Raw genomic sequence first — 20,975 nt, 5'->3', positions numbered from 1 at the left:
GCCGTCGCGTTACAGCCGCGCGAGAAATCCGGTGCGCGGCCCGATCACATAGATCATCTGCACCAGGATGATCGCGGCGATGCTGAACCCGACATCGATGAAGCAGAGCGCGGCTCCCGCTGCATAGAGCCCCTGTGCGACCAGCACGCGCCGCTCCATCGCGCAGGCCGTCGCCTCGGTGATCTCGGGTTTCAGCAGCCTGGCCGCGCGGGCATAGCGCCAGCTCGCATAGATCATCACGCCGCCGAGCAGGATGTTCAGCCAGTAAAAGCCGAGAGCCAGCCGATAGTCCGGGAAATCGCCGATCAGCCTGGTCGAGAACGGCAGCAGCGAGATCGCGAACAGAAAGCCGAGATTGAGCCAGGTCAGATGCCGGTCGCACCGCGCGACCATGCCGAGCCCGGTCTGCTGGCCGACCCAGAAAATCCCCAGGGTCAGGAAACTCATCAGAAACGTCGCGAAATGCGGGCCGAGACGCAGCAGCGCGCGCCACAGCCCGGCCTCGTCATGGATCGCGGCGACCACCGGAGTATGCAGGTCGAACACCAGCAGGGTCATCGCGATCGCGAACAGCCCGTCGCTCAGCGCGGCCAGCCGGTCGAGATTCTGACCGGAAATCCGGTTGTAGGATAGCTCCTGCCGGTCCGGCATCGGTCTCCTATTTCGCGGCTTTCTTGGCTTCGGCCGGCTTCGCCTCCGGCTGCTTCTCGGTCAGCACCGAGCTGATCGTGCTGCGCAGCACGGTGACGCGCAGGTTAGGCGCGAGATCGACCTCGATCTCCTCCGCCCCCTCGGCCGCCTTCGCCACCTGCCCGATAATGCCGCCGCCGGTCACCACCCGGTCGCCCCGGCGGATCGCCGCGAGCCGCGTCTTCTGCGTCTTCGCCTGCTGCTGCTGCGGCCGGATCAGGATGAAGTAGAAAACGACGACGATGAGAACCAGCGGCCCGAAGCTGAAAATGGCCGACATTCCTCCGTCGGGCGAGGCGGCGCTGGCGGCATAGGCGGTGGCGATGAACATGGATGAAACCCTGATTTGTGGCGAGACCGCTTGTCGCGGACCGGGCGGGACCATAATTAGCCGGCCCAGCCCGTCAAGCCGGGCCAGGCAGTTTGCCTGCCCAGCCCGTCAAGCCGGAAGCTCTCATGGATCAAACCGCCCTCGATATCCTGACCCGCATCGCCTCGGCGCTGGAACGGCTCGCGCCGCCGCCGGCGCAGCCGGCCTCGCTCGCCGGGCACGACGCCTTCGTCTGGCACCCGGCGCGGCGAACCCTGGAGCCGGTGGCGCGGGTCTCGCGCGTCGATATTTCCCTGCTTCAGGGAGTCGACCGGCAGAAGCAGATTCTCCTGGAGAACACGCTGCGCTTCGCCCGCTCGCTGCCGGCGAACAATGTCATGCTGTGGGGCGCGCGCGGCATGGGCAAATCCTCGCTGGTCAAGGCCGCTCACGCGGCGGCGAACGCCGCCCATCCCGGCAGCCTCGCTCTGGTCGAGATCCATCGCGAGGATATCGCGACCCTGCCCGATCTTCTTGACGTTTTGCGCGCCGAAGCGCGCCGGTGCCTGGTCCTGTGCGACGATCTCAGCTTCGAGCGCGAGGATGCCGACTACAAGGCGCTGAAATCGGTGCTCGACGGCGGCATCAAGGGCAGGCCGGACAATGTGCTGTTCTATGCCACCTCGAACCGGCGCCACCTGATGCCGCGCGACATGATCGAGAACGAACGCGCGACCGCGATCACCCCCTCGGAGGCGACCGAGGAAAAAGTCTCGCTGTCGGACCGGTTCGGGTTGTGGATCGGCTTTCACAATTGCGATCAGGCCACCTATTTCGCGATGGTCGATGCCTATGCGGCCTGGTTCGCCCTGCCGATCGAGGCCGGGGCGCTGCACGCGGAGGCCGCCGAGTGGTCGGTGACGCGCGGCGCGCGCTCCGGCCGGGTCGCCTGGCAGTTCATCAACGATATCGCCGGGCGCCTGGGGCGGGATATCGCCCCGCACCATGCCAGAGGCTAAAAAAATTTTCGTTTCCAGAAATTGCGGTGCGGAACCTCCCGGCGCAAGCGATGGCAAGGCCATGGGACAAACCGCGAAACACCGCTGCGAAATGCGCATCTCTATTGCACTGCACACAAGCCAAACCGGCGGTTTCCGGCATGGCGGTTGCTTGACATCGCCGGTGTCAACCGCATTACAGACCCATATCTGATCCGTGGACAGGCTTGCATGACGATGCGTGACCGAGACCAACCGACCGGCTGGAGAGCGTGCTGATGCTGGATGGCGCGACCATGAACGGGGGCCTGCCGCCCTGGGAACCCGACGAGCTGGGGCTGCCGGGCGCAAGCGGGATCAGCATCGCGCTGATGGCGCTGGCTTTCGCGGGCATCTGGTATGCCGCGCATCATCTGCCGCATGTCACAAGGCCGAACGTGCCGACGACCTTCGTGCATATGGTGCAACTGCCCAAGCACAAGCCGCCGCCGCCGCTGCCCAAGCCGCCGCCGCCGGTGCCGGTGCCGGTGCCCAAGCCGATTCCGCACCCGATCATCCATCACGTCTCGCCGATGCCGACCAAGATCCCGATTCCGGTGAAGCACGTGATCATCCATCACAAGCCGCCGCCGCCGCTGAAAAAACCGCCGCCGCCGCCGGCCCCGCCGCCCGCGCCGGCCTACAACTTCCAGGCCTATGCCGCCGGGCTGCGCGCGCCGATCCAGCATCTCGTGCATGTCAGCCGGGCGATGCGGATGCTGAAGCTGCGCGGCACCGCCTATATCGAGTTCACCCTGACCCCGAGCGGCCAACTGATCTCGGCGAGCCTCTATCGCAGCAGCGGCAACCCGCTGATCGACAAAGCGGCGCTCGCGGCGGTGCGGCGGATGCATTTCCCGCCCTTCCCCGGCGGGCAGAACAAGGTGTTCGCCCTGCCGATCGAGATCCTGCCCTACGCCAACGGCTGAGACGTCAAGCCCCGGCAAAACCCCGCCCGTCGCGGCGGGGTTTTTTATGCCAGAAAACCGCCTGAAATTGGAGCATTCTGACCGGAATTCCGGCAAACCGGGCAGCATTCATTCCCTAGAATCCACAATGACGAAATCGTGATTAATTTCCCGTCATCTCACGGTATGACAAAATTGTTGCAATTTGAAAAACTTTATTGCTGAATTTTAAGGAGTTTTACGGGAATAATTTCAAAAATCCCCAAACGACAGATTTTAAGTGCTGTCGCCAAGCCATTCTCGGAACAGACATTTTCCGCCTGTTGCTAAAAAGCTCTAGGCAAAGCCCTCCGTCCAATAAATGATGCGCAGACCAGCCATTCGTTTTCGCGATGGCTGGCGCGTCATCCTTGGCCGCTCAGGAGAATTTTCATGAAATTGTCTCATCCGGGTCGCAAACGGCTGCTTCTGCTCACCGCCTGTTCGGTCGCGACCGGCATGGTATTCTCCGCGCGGGTCTGGGCGCAGAACGCGCCGGCTCCGGTGATCGTGCCGGCAATGCCCGCCACCGGCGCCGGGCCGATCATTCCGGGCGGCGGGGCGGCGACGCCGGAAGCCCAGGCGGTGCATATCGAGAAGATCAAGAAATTCTACCATGAGTTGTTGCTGAAGGAAAAAAATATCGCCAACGCGGTATCGAGCGTCGGCCACAAGCAGATCGAGGCGGAGGGCGAGCAGGCCGGCTCGATTCAGAGCCTTTTGAAGCAAACCCCCTCGGTCAACGAATATCAGCAGAATATCGGCCAGGGCGTTCCGGTGCTCACCGTGCGCGGCGTGCGCAACTCGCAGCTTGCCCAGACGCTCGACGGCATCCCGATGCAGGACCTGATTTCCGGCTCCCAGGGCGCCTTTTTGAACAACAATGTCGGCTCGCCGATCACCCTGGGCCAGCTCTCCGCCACCACCGTCTATCCGGGTGTCGCGCCGCCGGACAAGCAGGGCTTCGCGACCGTCGGCGGCACCATCGCCTACGAGACGAAAAAACCGACATCGAAGCCCTATGCGGAAATTTTCGGCGGCATCGGCTCGTTCGACACCACCCATGCCGGCTTCGAGATCAACACCGGCCGGATCGGCAGCGGGATCGACGCGCCGCGCGCTTTGCTGCGCTACAATCAGCAATATACCGCCGGCTTCCCGGACGGCAACTCGATCCGTTCCGGCGACATGCTGTTCTCGATCGTCAAGCCCTATGACGAAGGGTTATCCCACCTTTCGGGAACGATTCTGTTCAACCGGGCCGATGGCTATATCTCGGCATTCTCGATTCCGGTCCCGTTGCAGCAGGCCAACAGCTACAGCTACAATTTCCCGCATTCCCTGAGCTTCAGCAAGGAAAACAACAAATACCTCACCGCGATCCTGAGCGACGAGACCTATATCAATCCGCACCTGATCGTCAGCGGCAAATTGTTCATGATCCGCTCGTCGTCGGATTTCACCAGCTTCATGAACCCTTACGCGCCAGGAACCTATTCGCCGGACCCGAATTTCCCGTATCAGGTGAATTTCCAGGTTCCCTATCTCGGCTACGGCGCTCTCGGGCCGACGGCGGTAGCCAATGGCGTGGCAACAAATCCTGAAGCCTATGCGCCGGGCTTCTTCACCTATGATCCGTTCATGTTCGCACCGGCGGGTTGCAGCCCGACCAACCCGACCTGCTATTCCTACGGCGAATCCGCCGAGCAGATCAATAATCACAGCACCACCATCGGCTTCACCCCGAAGGTCAATATCTTCCTGCCACATAACGATATCACCATCGGCGGCTTGGTCGCCAAGGAATCGAGCAGCGGCCAAAGCTTCATGTACGCCACGCCGAACATGCCGAATGAGATCGGCAACAACTCCTTCGGGTTCGGCGGCGGCATTCAGCGCACGATCTACTCGGCCTATCTGCAGGACAAGATCAACCTGCTGCACAATAGACTGCATCTGCTGCCCGGCGTCACTTTCACCGGGATCTATACCAGCAACATCACCCAGTTCAGCCTGCAGGGCCTGCCGGGGAAATTGCAGAACTGGGGCGCGGTGGCCGAACCCTATTTCGGCATCAGCTACGACCTGCCCTATCACATGGTCGCCTATGCCAGCTACGGCAAATCCGCCCGCTTCGCGCCGGCAACCGATTATTCGCGAGGATCGGCGGGAAGCACCACCCATGCGCCGACGCCGGAAATCGTGCATCTGTATGAAGCCGGGCTGCGCTACGACACCGCGCGCCTCTATCTGAACGGCGATATCTACTACCAGAAAATCAACGACCAGTTCTCGTTCTACACCAACTATCAGACCTTGCTGTCATTCTACGCGAATACCGGCTCATCCCAATATCGCGGCTACGAATTCTCCGGCAAATATCGCCTGACTCATGATATCGAATTGTTCGGCAACGCCTCCTATACCAAGGCGAATTATCTCAACAATTTCTTCGCGCAGGATACGCCGTTCGAGGGTCAATTCGGCTACGTGTTCAAGGGCAATCCGCTCGCCGCGATCCCGAACTGGCTCGGCAATTTCGGCGTCGAATTCGATCGCGGACCGTTCAGTGCCCGGCTCTCCGGCCAGTATACCGGCCAGCAATATATCACCTTCGATCTGCCGCCGGTCTTGCCGAACACTCCGGTCATTGTTCCGGGGGTCCCAAATGGCGCATTGGCCCTGGCGACCGCGCCCTATTATCCAAGCGGGCCGGCCAATCTCGCCCAGGCGCTCGGCGGCCAGCCGCCGGTTCAGAACTTCAAGCTGCCCGGCTACATCCTGATGAATCTGTTCCTGAGCTACAAACTGCGGCTGCACGGCTACGACCATATCCAGTATCTGAAATTCTCCTTGAATATCCACAATCTGCTCGGGCTGCACTACTATCAGCACTACTTCCTCTCGCCGGCGGAAATTCCCAACGGCGCGGGTGGTTTCGTAAATACCCCGACCTACGCCTCGGCCTTCGTCGGCATTCCGCGGTCGATCTTCTTCAACGTCACCGCGCGGTTCTGATTAACCGGACTACCACACCCACTAACCGGCCCCTTGCGGGGCCGGTTTTTTTGAGCAATGCGGCACTTGAAGCCTCATTGCGCGAACCAGCCCCCCCCCATCCGTCGTCACGAGGAGCGCAGCGACGACGTGATCCATCACCGGGTGTCCTGAAAGGCGTCGTTTCCGCGAGTCCCGGCGTTAGTATATTTTTGAGACGGAACAAACGCGGAAAACCGTGTTTTCATGTGCCGATGAAACAGTCGATCACGCAATCGTGATAATTTTGCGCAATCGCAGGTTTCGGGCAATGAAACGTCATGTTGCACAAATGCGACAGACAGCTTCGTTCAATCCCCCCCCCATCCCGCGACAGAAACAGGCTGACGTGTGCGACTCGCGGCATGTTGCAGCGCAATATTGGATCGGTCCGCACCCGAAAACCGGCATCCTGTTGCTCGGGCGCTCTTGGCAGCGAAATTGACGCCATGCGACATGCGCGGGTCTGTAATACGCCGTCCATCAAATTCGGCATGGGTCCGAGCCGGAGCGGCGAAACGAATTGCCCTGAACGGGAACTGGTTTTTCTGCTCGTAAAGAGCTCTGGGGGTTGTACATGCAAGTTGGGTCAACGCGTAAGCGATTGTTGCTGCTCACCGCCTGTTCGGTCGCGACCGGCATGGTATTCTCCGCGCGGGTCTGGGCGCAGAACGCGCCGGCTCCGGTGATCGTGCCGGCCGCACCGGCGACCGGCGCCGGGCCGATCATTCCGGGCGGCAGTGCCGCGACCCCGGAAGCCCAGGCGGTGCATATCGCGAAGATCAAGAAATTCTACCATGAGTTGTTGCTGAAGGAAAAGAACATCGCCAACGCGGTATCGAGCGTCGGCCACAAGCAGATCGAGGCGGAGGGCGAGCAGGCCGGCTCGATTCAGAGCCTTTTGAAGCAAACCCCCTCGGTCAACGAATATCAGCAGAATATCGGCCAGGGCGTTCCGGTGCTCACCGTGCGCGGCGTGCGCAACTCGCAGCTTGCCCAGACGCTCGACGGCATCCCGATGCAGGACCTGATTTCCGGCTCCCAGGGCGCCTTTTTGAACAACAATGTCGGCTCGCCGATCACCCTGGGCCAGCTCTCCGCCACCACCGTCTATCCGGGTGTCGCGCCGCCGGACAAGCAGGGCTTCGCGACCGTCGGCGGCACCATCGCCTACGAGACGAAAAAACCGACATCGAAGCCCTATGCGGAAATTTTCGGCGGCATCGGCTCGTTCGACACCACCCATGCCGGCTTCGAGATCAACACCGGCCGGATCGGCAGCGGGATCGACGCGCCGCGCGCTTTGCTGCGCTACAATCAGCAATATACCGCCGGCTTCCCGGACGGCAACTCGATCCGTTCCGGCGACATGCTGTTCTCGATCGTCAAGCCCTATGACGAAGGGTTATCCCACCTTTCGGGAACGATTCTGTTCAACCGGGCCGATGGCTATATCTCGGCATTCTCGATTCCGGTCCCGTTGCAGCAGGCCAACAGCTACAGCTACAATTTCCCGCATTCCCTGAGCTTCAGCAAGGAAAACAACAAATACCTCACCGCGATCCTGAGCGACGAGACCTATATCAATCCGCACCTGATCGTCAGCGGCAAATTGTTCATGATCCGCTCGTCGTCGGATTTCACCAGCTTCATGAACCCTTACGCGCCAGGAACCTATTCGCCGGACCCGAATTTCCCGTATCAGGTGAATTTCCAGGTTCCCTATCTCGGCTACGGCGCTCTCGGGCCGACGGCGGTAGCCAATGGCGTAGCGACCAACCCCGGCGCCTACAAGCCGGGGTTTTTCACCTACGATCCGTTCATGTTCGCGCCGGCGGGATGCAGCCCGACCAACGCGACCTGCTATTCCTACGGCGAATCCGCCGAGCAGATCAATAATCACAGCACCACCATCGGCTTCACCCCGAAGGCCAATATCTTCCTGCCGCATAACGACATCACCATCGGCGCTTTGATCGCCAAGGAATCGAGCAGCGGCCAAAGCTTCATGTACGCCACGCCGAACATGCCGAATGAGATCGGCTACAACTCCTTCGGGTTCGGCGGCGGCGTCCAGCGCACGCTCTATTCCGCCTATCTGCAGGACAAGATCAGCCTGCTGCACAATAGGCTGCACCTGCTGCCCGGCGTCACTTTCACCGGGATCTATACCAGCAACATCACCCAGTTCAGCCTGCAGGGTCTGCCGGCGAAACTGCAGAACTGGGGCGCGGTGGCCGAACCCTATTTCGGCATCAGCTACGACCTGCCCTATCACCTGGTCGCCTACGCCAGCTACGGCAAATCCGCCCGCTTCGCCCCGGCGACCGATTATACGCTCGGAACGGCAGGGAGCACGACCCATGCGCCGACGCCGGAAATCGTGCATCTCTACGAAGCCGGCATGCGCTACGACACCTCGCGCCTCTATCTGAACGCCGACATCTACTACCAGAAGATCAACGACCAGTTCTCGTTCTACACCAACTACCAGACCCTGCTGTCGTTCTATTCGAACACAGGATCGTCCCAGTATCGCGGCTACGAATTCTCCGGCAAATACCGGCTGACCCACGATATCGAACTGTTCGGCAACGCCTCCTATACCAAGGCGAATTATCTCAACAATTTCTTCGCGCAGGATACGCCGTTCGAGGGTCAATTCGGCTACGTGTTCAAGGGCGAGCCACTGGCCGGTATTCCGAACTGGCTGGGCAATTTCGGCGTCGAATACGATCGCGGACCGTTCAGTGCCCGACTCTCCGGCCAGTATACCGGCCAGCAATACATCACCTTCGATCTGCCGGTGCTGCCGAATTCTCCGGTCATCGTTTCGGGCGTTCCGAATTCGGCGCTGTCTCAGGCGACCTCGCCCTATTATCCGACCGCGCCGGGCAATCTCGCCCAGGCGCTCGGCGGTCTGCCGCCGGTTCAGAACTTCAAGCTGCCCGGCCACATCCTGATGAATCTGTTCCTGAGCTACAAATTGCGGCTGCACGGCTACGACCATATCCAGTCGCTCAAATTCTCGCTGAACATCCACAATCTGCTCGGGCTGCACTACTATCAGCACTTCTTCCTGGCGCCAGCGGAAATCCCGCTAAATGGCAGCTTCGTGCCGACCCCGACCTACGCTTCCTCCTTCGTCGGCATCCCGCGCTCGATCTTCTTCAACGTCTCGGCGAAATTCTGATCGGACAATGTCCGGTTGCAAAGGGGTGGCGCGCCAGCGCCGCCCCGATGCGCAAAACCCTTCCAGATTGCACGATTTGATGATTTTTTCTTGCTCAATTCGTTCTAAGATACACATTCATGAGAGAAGCCTCGTCTCTTTTCGCGCTACATTGCATGATATCCTTGCTGCCTGACGCGCATTCCGAGAACCGGCGAGACCAGACCATGACCGACGACCCCCAGATTGCCTATACAGCCCATACAAGCCCCCGGAATCGCCGTCCGCGCCGCCTGTCCGCCGCCGTGCTCACCCTCGCCACGATCGTCACCGCCCCCGCTGTTTTTGCCGGGGCACCGCCCATTTGCGGCACCGTCATCGTGCCGCCCGGCGTCGGCCTCGGCACCCCGCCGGGCTCGGTCACCTCGCTCAACCCGCTGCTCGCGAAATCGGCCTATGACACCGAGGCATCCGGCCTGCTCTATTACGGGCTGCTCTGGGTCAACCGCGACCACAAGATCGACTGGTCGCGCAGCCTTGCGACGAAGATCGACGTTTCGACGGACGACACGACCTTCACCGTATCCATGAAGCCGTGGACATGGTCGGACGGCGTGCCGGTCACCGCCGCGGACGTGAAGTACACTTACGACCTCATCAGGAAACTTGGACCGACCTTCCTGAATTACGGCACCGGCGGCGTGCCGACGCTGATCAAATCGCTCGCGGTGCTGAGTCCCGAAAAATTCCAGGTCGTGATGAAGCATCCGGTCAACCCGGACTGGTTCGAACTCCAGGGCCTGCCGATCCTCACCCCCTTCCCCGCGCATTCCTGGGGGAAATACACGATCAATCAGATATGGCGGCGCCAGTCGCAGCCGAGCTTCGTCAAGGTGGTGGACGGCCCCTATCGCGTGGTCAGCTTCCGCATGGGGCGGCACGTCGTTTTCGGCGTCAACCCGACCTACCAGGGCCACAAGCCGGAAATCCCGCGCCTCGTCATGAAGTTCCTGCATTCGTCCGGCGCGGTCATCGCGGGGATGAAAACCGGCACGCTCGATATCGGCAACCTGCCCTTCTCGCTCTGGCAGGCGGGACGGCGCCTGCAGAACATCAACCTGCTCCGCATGACCCCCAACTGGGGGTTCGACTTCATCCAGATCAACTTCCGCAACCCGAAAGTCGCTTTTTTCCGCGACCTGAAGGTGCGGCAGGCGTTCGCCGACGCGATCGACCAGAAAGCCGCTATCAAGCTGCTGTTTCATGGCATGTCCCACGCGCAGCACGGGCCGGTGCCGGTCGATCCGCCAACCTTCCTGTCGCCCTCGGCGCGGGCGGGCAAATATCCGGTCGGCTACGATCCGGCCAGGGCACGCGGGCTGCTCGACGCGGCCGGATGGAAACCGGGGGCGGACGGCATCCGCGTGAAGGACGGCAGGCGGCTCGAATTCACCTATCTCACCTATGCGGGCGGCGCGACGGCGATGCTCTATGCCGAAATGATGCAGCAGGGTCTGCGCGCGGTCGGCATCCAGATGAATATCCGCCAGGTGACGTTCAACCAGTTGCTCGCGCTGTCGCACCGTCCGCTGACCTGGGAGGCGATGGGCTTCGGCTGGTCGCTCGCCTCCTATCCGTCCGACGGCAATCAGCTCGAAACCGGCGGAGCCTACAACCAGGCCGGCTACAGCAACAAGAAGCTCGACCGGCTGATCGAGGCGGTGCGCACCGAGCCGGGCGACAAGGCGCTCTATGCGTATCAGGACTACGCGGCGGAACAGCAGCCGGAAATCTTTTTCAACGAGCCGGGATCGGTCGTGATGGTCCGCAACGGGCTGAAGGGCATCCGCAAGTCGTTCCCGTCCACCGGCTCCTGGTCGCCGCAATATCTGCACTGGGCCCTGCCGCAATGCACGGCGCGGGTCGCGGAGAACGCCAGCCCATGACCGGCCACCCCAATTCCGCCGATACGGCCCATGCGCTTCCCCGGAATCGCATCCTGCGCCGCCTGCCCGCCGCCGTCGGGCTCGCCGCCCTGGCCGCGCTGGCGACCGCGCGCCCTGGTTTCGCCGCCGCGCCGCTTGCCTGCGGCACCGTGATCGTGCCGCCCGGCGTCGGCCTCGGCACCCCGCCCGCCTCGGTCACCTCGCTCAATACGTTCGTGCTCAGCTCGGCATACAACCAGGAAGCCGCCGGCCTGCTCTATTACGGGCTGCTCTGGGTCAACCGCGACCACAAGATCGATTTCTCGCGCAGCCTCGCGACGAAGATCGGCGTTTCGAAGGACGACACGACCTTCACGGTATCCATGAAGCCCTGGACCTGGTCCGACGGAAGGCCGGTGACCACCAAAGACGTGCAATTCACCTACGATCTGATCAAAAAGCTCGGCACGGCCTACATCCCCTATGGGTCAGGCGGCATCCCGATGCTGATCAAGCACTTCAGGGTGCTCGGCCCCGAACAGTTCCAGATCGTGCTGAAACATCCGGTCAACCCGAACTGGTTCGAGATCACCGGCCTCAGCCAGTTCATCCCCTATCCCGCCCATTCCTGGGGCAAATATACCGTCAACCAGATGTGGCGCCGGCAATCCGACCCTAGTTTCTTCAAGGTGATCGACGGGCCTTACCGGATCGTCAGCTTCAAGATGGGCCGGCACATCACTTTCGGGCCGAACCCCACCTATCAGGGCCATAAATCGCGGATCCGCCGCTTCATCATGAAGTTCCTGCACTCCTCGGGCGCGGAAATCCTCGGCATGCGCACCGGCACGCTCGATGTCAGCAACCTGCCCTTCTCGCTCTGGCAAGCCGGCCACCGGCTGAAGAACGTGCGGATGATGGAGGTGACACCGAATTTCGGCTTCCAGATGATCCAGCTGAACTACAAAAACCCGAGCGTTTCGTTCTTCCGCGACCTCCGCGTCCGCCAGGCGATCGCGGATGCGATCAACCAGGAACAGGCGATCCGGGTCCTCTACCATAACACGGTCAAGCCGCAATACGGACCGGTGCCGGTCGATCCGCCGACCTTCCTGTCGCCCTCGGCGCGCGCCGGCAAATATCCGGTCGGCTACGATCCGGCCAAGGCGCGCCAACTGCTCGACGCGGCCGGATGGAAAGTCGGGCCGGACGGGATTCGCGAAAAGAACGGCAGGAAGCTCGAATTCACCAACGTCATCCCCTCGGGCGGCGCGACGGCAACTCTGTGGACCGAGCTATGGCAGCAGAATTTGCGGGCGGTCGGCATCCAGATGGATATCCGGCAGGTGACGTTCAACCAGTTGATCGCGATGACCTACAAGCCGCTCGAATGGCAGGCGATGAGCTATGGCTGGTCGCTCGGCAGCTACCCGTCGGACGGCCCGCAGTTCCGCAGCAACGGCAATTACAACCAGATGGGCTATGACGATCCGAAAATGGATCGCCTGCTCGCCGCGGTGACCACCACCCCCGGCAATCAGGCGCTCTACAAATACGAGGATTACGCGTCCGAGCAGCAGCCGGTGATTTTCCAGAACAATACCGGCGTCGTGCTGCTCGCGCGCGACGGGCTGCGCGGCATCCGCAAGACATTCTCGCCAACCGGCTCCTGGTCGCCGCAATATCTGCACTGGACGACGCCGCATTGCGGCGCCCAGCTCGCGGCGAACACCAAGCCATGACCCGGCGTCGCCACCACGGAACGAGGCACGGAGCAGGAGCAAAAACATGCTGCGCATGATCACCACGCGGCTCGCCACCGCCATCCTCTCGCTGGTCATCCTGGTGTCCATCGTCTTCGCGATGACCCATGCGACCCCCGGCGGCCCGGCCTATTCGATTCTCGGCCAGAAAGCCACGCCCGCCGCCGTCCACGAACTCAATGTGCGCCTCGGCCTCGCGGCGCCGCTCTGGAAGCAATACGCGATCTGGTGGTGGCACCTGCTCCAGGGCCGGCTCGGCTATTCCTATCTGCTGAACCGGCCGGTCACCCAGCTGGTCGGCGACTACATGGCGAACACCCTGGCGCTCTATATCGGCGCGATCGTGCTTTCGGTCGTGCTGTCGATCGGCATCGGGCTGGTCCAGGGCGTCACCTACGGGCGCTGGCCGGCGAAGCTGATCGGCGCATTCCAACTCTCGCTCTACGCGCTGCCGACATTTTTCGTCGGCACCATTTTCATCCTGTATTTCAGCGTGACGCTCGGGATATTGCCGACCGGCGGCATCACCGATCTGCGCATCGAAAACCCCGGCCTCCTGGTCTATGCGCGGCATCTCGTGCTGCCGGTGCTCACCGTCGGGCTGCTCGGCGTCGCCGGATTGTCGCGCTATTTCGGCTCCTCGGTACATGAGGAGCTGGGCAAGGACTATGTGCGCACCGCGCTGGCCAAGGGGTTGACCTTCCGCGCCGTGCTGTTCCGCCACGTGCTGCGCAACGCGCTGCGGCCTTTGGTCACGATTCTCGGCCTGTCCTTTCCCTATATTTTCGCGGGCTCGGTGCTGGTCGAATCCGTGTTCAACTATCCGGGGCTCGGCTACCTGCTGTGGCGCTCGGCCTTGTCGCAGGATTATCCGGTGATTTCCGCGATCGTGCTGCTGATCGGCGTGATGACCGTGCTGGGCAATCTGCTCGCCGATCTGGTGAACGGGCTGCTCGACCCCAGGGAGAGATTCGAATGAGGATGGACGCGCATCATGAGTAATTCCCTGTCGCAATCGCTCGCCGCCCCCGGCGGAATGCTGCGCCGCTCGGCGATCGAACGCGCCTCGATCTGGATCGGCGACCGCGGCACGCTGATCGCCGGCATCGCCCTGTCGGTTTTCGTGCTCGGCTTCAGCCTGGTCGGCGGGCTGCTCTATCACGCGAGCCCTTATGCGGTGCATGGCCATCACGCCCTGCAGCCACCCTCGGCCGCCTTCCCGTTCGGCACCGACCAGATCGGCCGCAACGAACTCGCACGGCTGATCTCCGGCGGCTACGCGACGCTGATCGTCAGCATTCCGGCGGCGATTCTCACCTTCATGCTCGGCATCGTCTACGGTCTCGCCGCCGCACTCGGCCCGTCCTGGTTCGACAAGGTGCTGATGCGCCTGCTCGATGCGATTCTCGCTCTGCCCACCCTCGTCGTGCTGATCTTCTTCGCCGCCCTGGTGCCGCTCAATGATTTTTCGCTGGTCGTCCTGCTCGGGGTCACGTCCTGGCCCGGCCTCGCACGGCTCGTGCGCAACGAGGCGATCGCTCAGCGCGGGCGGGATTTCGTGCTCGCCACCCGCCAGTTCGGCGGCGGCACCTGGTATGTCGCGCGCGTTCATATCCTGCGGGTGATGGCGCCGATCCTGGTGGTCAACGCCACCTTCCTGATCGGCGATTCGGTGCTCGCTCTCTCGGCGCTGAGCTTTCTCGGCCTGGGCGTGCAGCCGCCGCACACGAGTTGGGGCGGCCTGCTGCAGACCGGGCTGAACCTGATCGCGCTCAACCCGTGGTGGATGATCCTGCCGTCCGGCGCGATGATCTTTCTGGCGATCATGGCCGCCAACCTGCTCGGCCAGGGGCTGCTCGCGCGGTTCGGTGCGGCACGATGAGCGCGGTTCTCACCCTCGACAATCTGTCGGTCGCGCTCAAGCGCGGACGCGGCAAGCCGGTGCCGATCCTCGACGATGTCAATCTCACCGTCGCCGCCGGGGAAATGACCGCGCTGGTCGGTGAATCCGGTTCGGGCAAGACGGTCGCCTCGCTCGGCATCATCCGCCTGCTGCCGCGCGGCGCCAAAATCGCCGGCCGCGTCCAGCTCGGCGATACCGACCTTACGCGCCTGAACGATGCCGAAATGCGCCGGGTGCGCGGCCGCGATATCGGCATGGTGTTCCAGAACCCGCTTTCCGCGCTCAACCCCACCACGCGGGTCGGCAATCAGATCGCCGAGGTCTATCGCCTGCATACCGGCGAGAGCGACCGCGCCGCCCGCGCCCGCGCGCTCGATCTGCTGGGTGAGGTCGGCATCCCGAACCCCGCCGACCGGCTCGACGACTATCCCCATCAGTTCTCCGGCGGGATGCGCCAGCGGGTGATGATCGCGATGGCGCTGGCCTGCTCGCCCAAGCTGCTGATCGCCGACGAACCCACCACCGGGCTCGATCTTCTCGTCGCGCGCCAGATTCTGGCGCTGCTCACCCGCTTACGCCGCGAACACCGCATGGGCGTGCTGTTCATCACCCACGATCTCTCGATCGTCGAGGAACACGCCGATCAGGTTCATGTGCTCTATGCCGGGCGCTCGGTGGAATGGGGCCGCGCCCGCGACTTCTTCGACCAGCCGCGCCACCCCTATAGCCAGGCGCTGCTCGGCGCGATCCCCCGGCTCGGCCAGACCCGCCTGACCAGCATCCAGGGCAATCTGCCCGATCCCGAAACCCGCCCGCCGGGCTGCCGCTTCGCGCCGCGCTGCGCCTTCCGCGAAGCCGCGTGCGAGACCGCCTATCCGGCGCCCGACACCACCGGCGGCACGGTCTTCGCCTGCCGGCGCGGCCGCGAGATCACCCAGGCCGACACGCTCGACGCGGTGACCGAGTCGCCGCCGCCGCGTGCGCGGACGGTGGACGGCACCGCGCTGAAAGTCGATCGCCTCGCCGTCGATTACGAACGAACCGCGACCAGCTTCCTGCGCGGCATCGTCGGCCGCAAGGACCGGCTGCGCGCGCTCGAAGATATCTCGTTCACCCTGAAGCACGGCGAATGCCTCGGCATTGTCGGCCAGAGCGGCTCCGGCAAATCGACCCTGGGCCGCGCCGTCCTGCAGATGATTCCCTATCACGGCGGCGTCGTGTTCGAGGGCGAAAGCTTCGGCGCGATGAAACACCGCCGGCGCCGTCTCGCCAGGCGGCGCATCCAGGTCGTGTTCCAGGACCCGCGCGAATCCCTCAACCCGCGGATGCGCATCGGCGATATCGTCGCCGAACCGCTGAAACTCTCGGGAATCTCGGGCCAACGCAAGCGCTGGACCCAGGCCGCCGCACTGCTCGACCGGGTCGGGCTTTCGGAGCGGATGCTGCCGATGTTTCCGGGCTCGCTCTCGGGCGGCCAGGCGCAGCGCATCGCGATCGCGCGGGCTCTTGCCACGAATCCTGGCATAATCGTTCTCGATGAGCCCACATCGAGTCTCGATGTTTCAACCCAAGCACTTTTATTGAACCTTTTGAAAGATTTGGCTTGTCAAGATGGTTTAAGCTATATGCTTATCAGTCATGACATTGCCGCAGTCAGCTATATGGCCGACAAGGTCGCCGTGTTGAACGGCGGAAGACTGGTCGAGTTCGGACCGGCGGGCGACGTGCTCGCGCATCCGCGCAACGACTATACGAAAGAACTGATCGCCGCCTCGCCGCATTTCCGCCCTCGCGCCGCTCAGGGCGGACGCGGCGGAGCGGATGAAATGCCCGTCTACGCAACCCGAACCGCTCAGCACGAGACCGCTCAGACCAAGGAGTATAACCCATGAATGAAATCATTCGACTTGTTCTTCTCACCGGCGGCCTTCTGGCCGTCATGCCCATCCTTCTGCTGATCACCCTGGTCGTCGCTTTCGAGCGCCTCTGGCTGCTCAAGCGGACGATCAGCGCCGGCACCCGCATCCATGCGAAACTGCGCCAGCTCGGCTATCGCAATGTCGAAGGGCTGCGCGACCTCGCCGAAGCGAACAGCAAGACGCTGCAAGGCCACCTGATCGTCACCGCGCTGGCCTCGCGCGCCGATACCGCCGACGAACTGGATAATCATCTCGAGGAAGAAATCATGGACAGCATGCCGCGGATCAATCGCGGCCTCTGGATTCTCGACACCTCGGTCACCATCGCGCCGCTGCTCGGCCTGTTCGGCACCATCATCGGCATGATCCAGGCGTTCAACGTGCTGTCGCAGCATGGCGGCCCGTCCAAGGTCACCGGCGGCATCGCGGATGCGCTGGTCTCCACCGGAGCCGGCCTGCTGATCGCCATCATCGCGGTCTATTTCGTGAACTACTTCAATGCGCTCAGCCGCCGGATCATCCAGCAGCTCGAACTCATCAAGGTCGTCCTGGTCAACCGCTTCCATACCAAGGGCCTGTCGGACGGTTCGCCGGCAAGCAACGAGACCCTGGCCGAAAGCCGCGCCTCCGAATACGCGGGAGTCTGATCCATGCGCCGCAGGCATAGTATGCTCGAACGCGAGCGACCCCGGCTCGAAATCGTGCCGATGATCGACATCATGATGTTCCTTCTGGTGTTCTTCGTGATGATCGTGCTGAAAATGATCCCGGATTCCGGGGTGAAGCTGCAACTGCCCGGCGCCTCGACGGCGAACGAGCTGAAACCGACCCAGATCGTCATCATGATCGACCCCACCGGCGGGCTGCACGTGAAAAACCAGTCGATCACCCGTGCGGGGCTGCAGACCTATCTGACCGGCCTCAAGGACGCCAACAAGAAGGTCGATGTCATCATCGCCGGCGACAAGTCGATCAAATACCAGCGGCTGATGCAGGTGATGAATGCGATCCGCAAATCGGGCATCACCGATATCGGCCTCGCGACCAAGCACTGAGATGGGCGGGGCCGGTGGCCCTGCGTCACGGCTGAGCGGAGTTGCGTTGCGCGCGGCGTTCCTGTCCTGGTTAGCGGGGGAACGCCGCGCCGCCGCCAAAACCACCGAGACCTATGGCGGCGATCTCGCCGAATTTCTCGGTTTCCTGACCAACCATCTCGGGCATGAGCCCACCGGCGCCGATCTCGCCGGCCTCGCCCTGGCCGATCTGCGCGCCTATCTCGCCGCCATCGCCGCCAATGCGGGCAACGCGACGCGGGCGAAAAAACTCTCCGCGATACGCAGCTTCTACCGGTTTCTCAGGCTCCGTCATGGCATCGCCAACGAAGCCCCCGGCCTGATCGTCACCCCGCGCGCCCGTCGCCCGCTGCCCCGCGCGCTGACCGCGCCGGATGCGCGCGCGGTTGTCGATGCGATCGGCGATGACGCGGCGACTCTCGCCATTGCCGCGCGCGATTCGGCCCTGATGGCGCTGCTCTACGGTGCCGGCCTGCGCATCAACGAGGCCCTGTCCCTCGATATCGCCGATCTGCCGCCCGAGGGTGCTGCGCTGATCGTGTGCGGCAAGGGCGGCAAGCAACGGGTTATTCCGCTCCTGCCGATCATCCGCACCGCCCTCACCGACTGGCTGCGCCATCATCCGGCCGCGCCCGACTCCCCGCTTTTTATCGGCGCGCGCGGTGCGCGGCTCAATGCCGGCGTGGTGCAGAAACGGCTGCGCGACTTCCGCCGGGCCAACGGATTGCCGGAACACGCAACGCCGCACGCGCTGCGCCATTCCTTCGCGACCCATCTGCTCGCCGGCGGTGCCGATCTGCGCTCGATCCAGGAATTGCTCGGCCATGCCAGCCTGTCCACCACCCAGCGCTATACCGATGTCGATACCGCGCAGTTGCTCGCGGTCTGGCAATCCGCGCATCCAAGAGCCGGAGCGCGCTGATCGACGGAAGAGCGCAATAAGGACCTATCGCATGCAAAGACATAAAGGCGCGTGCCACTGTGGACGCATTACCTTCGACTTCGACGGTAACGTTGACGCGGCCATTGAGTGCAACTGCTCGATCTGCCGCAAGAAAGGCGCCATCTGGCACGGCACAGACGATGCGCACTTCCGCATGCTGTCCGGCGAAGCCGATCTCGGCTTCTACCAATTCGGCACAATGACCGCCAAGCACTACTTCTGCAAAGCCTGCGGTGTCAGCCCTTTCAGCCACCCAAGAATCGTTCCGACCATGTGGGCCGTGAATCTGCGCTGTGTCGATGACATCGACCTGTCGCGGCTGAAGATCCACCCGTTTGACGGGGAAAACTGGGAGGCTGCCGCGCAACGGTTCATGCGAGAATAAATATCCGGTTTTCAGGCCGATATTCAGGGCGAAAAGCCCTACCCGACCAGCGGATCGATCGGCTCCCAGCGATACGCCGCCTGCGCCACCGGTATCCCGCCCACCCCGACCGTGCCGTCCGCCACGTGCCTGCCGCCCATCCGCTCGTAGAACCAGCGCGCCGGATTATCGGCCAGCACCCACAGGAACACCGAATTGCAGCCATGCGCCGCGAGATGCGCCGCCGCCGCGCGCAGCAATTGCCGCCCCAGCCCGCGCTCGCGGAAATCGTCGAGCACGTAGAGCGTCTCGATCTCGCCCTCGGCGAGCGCGCCGCGCCGCCGCCGCGCGGTCACGAACCCGACGACCCTGGTGCCGCTCTCGGGCGCCGCATCCGCCCCCGACGCGACCGCGACATGCACCCCGCCACCACTGCGGATCACCCGGTCGTAATACCCGGCCTGGCGCGGCGCCAAGAGCCCGGTCAGCACCGGCTCCGGCAACACCCCGGCATAGGTGCTGCGCCAGCTCGCGACATGGACATCGCCGATCCCCGGCGCATCCGAAGGCCGCGCGCGCCGTATGGTAATCATCGCGGCGCCGTCATGCCGCGCGCTCCAGCCGGCACGCGAAGAAACCATCGGTGCCGTCGCGCGCGGGCGACAGGCGCAGATAATCGCCCCGAAGATGGGCCGGAAACGCGTCGCCCAGCTTGGTCACGCGAAACCCCGGATGGCGGCGCAGAAACGCCGCGACCTGATCCTCGTTTTCCGGGGCGAGCATCGAGCATGTCGCATAGATGAGCGCGCCGCCCGGTTTGACCAGACGCTGCGCCTCGTCGAGGATCGCCGCCTGCTTTGCCGTCAGTTCCGCGAGATCGGTTTCGGTCAGCCGCAGCCGCGCATCGGGATTGCGCCGCCAGGTTCCGGTTCCGGTGCAGGGCGCATCGACCAGGACGACATCGAATTTCCGCTCCTGCCGCTTGGCCCATTTATCGCCCGGCGCGAGCAGATGCCGCTCGGCATTATGCACGCCGGCACGGCGCAGCCGCTTGATCGCGCCGTCGAGGCGCGGGGCCGAGACATCGCAGGCGATGATGTGCCCCTTGTTTTGCATGGTCATCGCCAGCGCCAGAGTTTTCCCGCCCGCGCCCGCGCAGTAATCGGCGACGCGCATCCCCGGCTGCGCATCCGCGAGCAAGGCGACCAGCTGGCTGCCCTCGTCCTGGATTTCCACGAAGCCATCGCGGAACGGCGCCGCAACCGTCACATTCTGCCGCGCCGCCAGCCGCAGGCCCCATGGGCTCAGTTTCGTCGGCTCCGCCTTGAGTTTTACCTTCGCCAGCGCGCCGATCGCCGCCTCGCGCGTCGCCTTGAGCAGATTGACCCGCAGATCGAGCGGCGCCGGTACCATCAGCGCCGCGCATTCCGCCGCCAATTTCTCGCCGAACCGCGCGCGCAGCAGCGGCACGACGAAATCCGGCATTTCGAGCCGCACCCCGTCCGGCATGTCCGGATGATCGAGCGTGTGCGTGTCGAGCTTCTCCAGCGCCCGGCGCTCAGCCTCGTCCAGCGCCGGCGGGGCGAAGCGCGAAGCGCCGAATTCGGAGGCCGCGCGATGCACCGTCACCCCGCCCAGCACCATCAGCGCCAGCACCATCAGGCGCGGTGTCGGCTCGGCGCCGATCCGTTCGAGCCACCAGCCCAGCCGGCGCCGCGCGCGCAGCACCGACCACACCGTCTCGCCGATGTCGCGCCGGTCGCCGCCGCCGATGAAGCGGCGGGTGCGCAGGAATTCGTTGGCGACGGCGTCCGCGGGCCGGCGATCCGCCTCGATCGCGCCGAGCAGCTCGATCGCCGCCTGAAGCCGTCCGGCCGGTGTCATGATAGGGTC

17 protein-coding genes are annotated in these 20,975 nt (G+C 63.4%); 13 read left to right on the top strand and 4 right to left on the bottom strand.

What is annotated here, in order from left to right; translation table 11 throughout:
* Window positions 1-9: 9 nt before the first annotated feature.
* On the bottom strand, window positions 10-651 hold the full coding sequence (locus L2A60_RS00740; protein WP_235702449.1) for a TMEM175 family protein: 642 nt from the start codon (window positions 649-651) through the stop codon (window positions 10-12).
* Window positions 652-658: 7 nt separating this feature from the next.
* A complete protein-coding gene (gene yajC / locus L2A60_RS00735) occupies window positions 659-1,021 on the bottom strand; it encodes a preprotein translocase subunit YajC (protein WP_235702448.1) in 363 nt (120 codons plus the stop codon).
* Between the two features lie 125 nt (window positions 1,022-1,146).
* Here yajC and L2A60_RS00730 point away from each other — a divergent pair, with 125 nt between their 5' ends.
* The 13 genes from L2A60_RS00730 (at window position 1,147) to L2A60_RS00670 (ending at window position 19,103) form a co-directional block, all read left to right on the top strand.
* On the top strand, window positions 1,147-2,019 hold the full coding sequence (locus L2A60_RS00730) for an ATP-binding protein (protein ID WP_235702447.1): 873 nt from the start codon (window positions 1,147-1,149) through the stop codon (window positions 2,017-2,019).
* Between the two features lie 257 nt (window positions 2,020-2,276).
* The gene (locus L2A60_RS00725; protein ID WP_235702446.1) at window positions 2,277-2,966 is read left to right on the top strand and encodes an energy transducer TonB; all 690 of its coding nucleotides are present in this window, start codon (window positions 2,277-2,279) and stop codon (window positions 2,964-2,966) included.
* Window positions 2,967-3,377: 411 nt separating this feature from the next.
* The gene (locus L2A60_RS00720; RefSeq protein WP_235702445.1) at window positions 3,378-6,002 is read left to right on the top strand and encodes a TonB-dependent receptor; all 2,625 of its coding nucleotides are present in this window, start codon (window positions 3,378-3,380) and stop codon (window positions 6,000-6,002) included.
* Window positions 6,003-6,597: 595 nt separating this feature from the next.
* Window positions 6,598-9,213 carry a TonB-dependent receptor gene (locus L2A60_RS00715; RefSeq protein WP_235702444.1) on the top strand — a complete coding sequence of 872 codons (2,616 nt, stop codon included), beginning with the start codon at window positions 6,598-6,600 and terminating at the stop codon, window positions 9,211-9,213.
* Window positions 9,214-9,419: 206 nt separating this feature from the next.
* The gene (locus L2A60_RS00710; protein ID WP_235702443.1) at window positions 9,420-11,138 is read left to right on the top strand and encodes a peptide ABC transporter substrate-binding protein; all 1,719 of its coding nucleotides are present in this window, start codon (window positions 9,420-9,422) and stop codon (window positions 11,136-11,138) included.
* Window positions 11,135-12,859 carry a peptide ABC transporter substrate-binding protein gene (locus L2A60_RS00705; RefSeq protein WP_235702442.1) on the top strand — a complete coding sequence of 575 codons (1,725 nt, stop codon included), beginning with the start codon at window positions 11,135-11,137 and terminating at the stop codon, window positions 12,857-12,859. Before L2A60_RS00710 ends, L2A60_RS00705 begins: the two co-directional genes overlap by 4 nt.
* Before the next feature lie 46 nt (window positions 12,860-12,905).
* Window positions 12,906-13,859 carry an ABC transporter permease gene (locus tag L2A60_RS00700; RefSeq protein ID WP_235702441.1) on the top strand — a complete coding sequence of 318 codons (954 nt, stop codon included), beginning with the start codon at window positions 12,906-12,908 and terminating at the stop codon, window positions 13,857-13,859.
* 15 nt (window positions 13,860-13,874) lie between these two features.
* Window positions 13,875-14,762 carry an ABC transporter permease gene (locus L2A60_RS00695; protein WP_235702440.1) on the top strand — a complete coding sequence of 296 codons (888 nt, stop codon included), beginning with the start codon at window positions 13,875-13,877 and terminating at the stop codon, window positions 14,760-14,762.
* Window positions 14,759-16,675 carry a dipeptide ABC transporter ATP-binding protein gene (locus L2A60_RS00690; RefSeq protein ID WP_235702439.1) on the top strand — a complete coding sequence of 639 codons (1,917 nt, stop codon included), beginning with the start codon at window positions 14,759-14,761 and terminating at the stop codon, window positions 16,673-16,675. The genes L2A60_RS00695 and L2A60_RS00690 overlap by 4 nt, the downstream gene beginning before the upstream one ends.
* Complete coding sequence (locus tag L2A60_RS00685; protein ID WP_235702438.1) at window positions 16,672-17,349, top strand: MotA/TolQ/ExbB proton channel family protein; 678 nt, start codon at window positions 16,672-16,674, stop codon at window positions 17,347-17,349. Before L2A60_RS00690 ends, L2A60_RS00685 begins: the two co-directional genes overlap by 4 nt.
* 3 nt (window positions 17,350-17,352) lie before the next feature.
* Window positions 17,353-17,757, top strand: a complete 405-nt coding sequence (locus L2A60_RS00680; RefSeq protein ID WP_235702437.1) for an ExbD/TolR family protein — start codon at window positions 17,353-17,355, stop codon at window positions 17,755-17,757.
* Window position 17,758: 1 nt separating this feature from the next.
* Entirely contained in the window at window positions 17,759-18,697 is a 939-nt protein-coding gene (locus tag L2A60_RS00675; RefSeq protein ID WP_235702436.1) for a tyrosine recombinase XerC, read from the top strand.
* A 31-nt stretch (window positions 18,698-18,728) separates the two neighbouring features.
* On the top strand, window positions 18,729-19,103 hold the full coding sequence (locus L2A60_RS00670; protein ID WP_235702435.1) for a GFA family protein: 375 nt from the start codon (window positions 18,729-18,731) through the stop codon (window positions 19,101-19,103).
* 38 nt (window positions 19,104-19,141) lie between these two features.
* On the opposite strand, the gene L2A60_RS00665 is transcribed toward L2A60_RS00670, so the two are convergent.
* Together L2A60_RS00665 and L2A60_RS00660 are read right to left on the bottom strand one after the other, a co-directional pair.
* Window positions 19,142-19,675 carry a GNAT family N-acetyltransferase gene (locus L2A60_RS00665; RefSeq protein ID WP_235702434.1) on the bottom strand — a complete coding sequence of 178 codons (534 nt, stop codon included), beginning with the start codon at window positions 19,673-19,675 and terminating at the stop codon, window positions 19,142-19,144.
* 10 nt (window positions 19,676-19,685) lie between these two features.
* The gene (locus L2A60_RS00660; RefSeq protein WP_235702433.1) at window positions 19,686-20,966 is read right to left on the bottom strand and encodes an RsmB/NOP family class I SAM-dependent RNA methyltransferase; all 1,281 of its coding nucleotides are present in this window, start codon (window positions 20,964-20,966) and stop codon (window positions 19,686-19,688) included.
* Window positions 20,967-20,975: the final 9 nt, after the last annotated feature.

Origin of the sequence: Acidiphilium iwatense, from assembly GCF_021556475.1 — a bacterium.
Classification (GTDB): Bacteria; Pseudomonadota; Alphaproteobacteria; order Acetobacterales; family Acetobacteraceae; genus Acidiphilium; species Acidiphilium iwatense.
The sequence above is the reverse complement of the archived record's forward strand: the minus strand, read 5'-3'. Positions and strand labels throughout refer to the sequence as shown.

What these genes read in the sequence shown, in the direction of transcription:
- L2A60_RS00740 (WP_235702449.1), bottom strand. Translation starts at nt 651, where the DNA reads ATGCCGGACCGGCAGGAGCTATCCTACAACCGGATTTCCGGTCAGAAT.
- yajC (WP_235702448.1), bottom strand. Translation starts at nt 1,021, where the DNA reads ATGTTCATCGCCACCGCCTATGCCGCCAGCGCCGCCTCGCCCGACGGA.
- L2A60_RS00730 (WP_235702447.1), top strand. Translation starts at nt 1,147, where the DNA reads ATGGATCAAACCGCCCTCGATATCCTGACCCGCATCGCCTCGGCGCTG.
- L2A60_RS00725 (WP_235702446.1), top strand. Translation starts at nt 2,277, where the DNA reads ATGCTGGATGGCGCGACCATGAACGGGGGCCTGCCGCCCTGGGAACCC.
- L2A60_RS00720 (WP_235702445.1), top strand. Translation starts at nt 3,378, where the DNA reads ATGAAATTGTCTCATCCGGGTCGCAAACGGCTGCTTCTGCTCACCGCC.
- L2A60_RS00715 (WP_235702444.1), top strand. Translation starts at nt 6,598, where the DNA reads ATGCAAGTTGGGTCAACGCGTAAGCGATTGTTGCTGCTCACCGCCTGT.
- L2A60_RS00710 (WP_235702443.1), top strand. Translation starts at nt 9,420, where the DNA reads ATGACCGACGACCCCCAGATTGCCTATACAGCCCATACAAGCCCCCGG.
- L2A60_RS00705 (WP_235702442.1), top strand. Translation starts at nt 11,135, where the DNA reads ATGACCGGCCACCCCAATTCCGCCGATACGGCCCATGCGCTTCCCCGG.
- L2A60_RS00700 (WP_235702441.1), top strand. Translation starts at nt 12,906, where the DNA reads ATGCTGCGCATGATCACCACGCGGCTCGCCACCGCCATCCTCTCGCTG.
- L2A60_RS00695 (WP_235702440.1), top strand. Translation starts at nt 13,875, where the DNA reads ATGAGTAATTCCCTGTCGCAATCGCTCGCCGCCCCCGGCGGAATGCTG.
- L2A60_RS00690 (WP_235702439.1), top strand. Translation starts at nt 14,759, where the DNA reads ATGAGCGCGGTTCTCACCCTCGACAATCTGTCGGTCGCGCTCAAGCGC.
- L2A60_RS00685 (WP_235702438.1), top strand. Translation starts at nt 16,672, where the DNA reads ATGAATGAAATCATTCGACTTGTTCTTCTCACCGGCGGCCTTCTGGCC.
- L2A60_RS00680 (WP_235702437.1), top strand. Translation starts at nt 17,353, where the DNA reads ATGCGCCGCAGGCATAGTATGCTCGAACGCGAGCGACCCCGGCTCGAA.
- L2A60_RS00675 (WP_235702436.1), top strand. Translation starts at nt 17,759, where the DNA reads ATGGGCGGGGCCGGTGGCCCTGCGTCACGGCTGAGCGGAGTTGCGTTG.
- L2A60_RS00670 (WP_235702435.1), top strand. Translation starts at nt 18,729, where the DNA reads ATGCAAAGACATAAAGGCGCGTGCCACTGTGGACGCATTACCTTCGAC.
- L2A60_RS00665 (WP_235702434.1), bottom strand. Translation starts at nt 19,675, where the DNA reads ATGATTACCATACGGCGCGCGCGGCCTTCGGATGCGCCGGGGATCGGC.
- L2A60_RS00660 (WP_235702433.1), bottom strand. Translation starts at nt 20,966, where the DNA reads ATGACACCGGCCGGACGGCTTCAGGCGGCGATCGAGCTGCTCGGCGCG.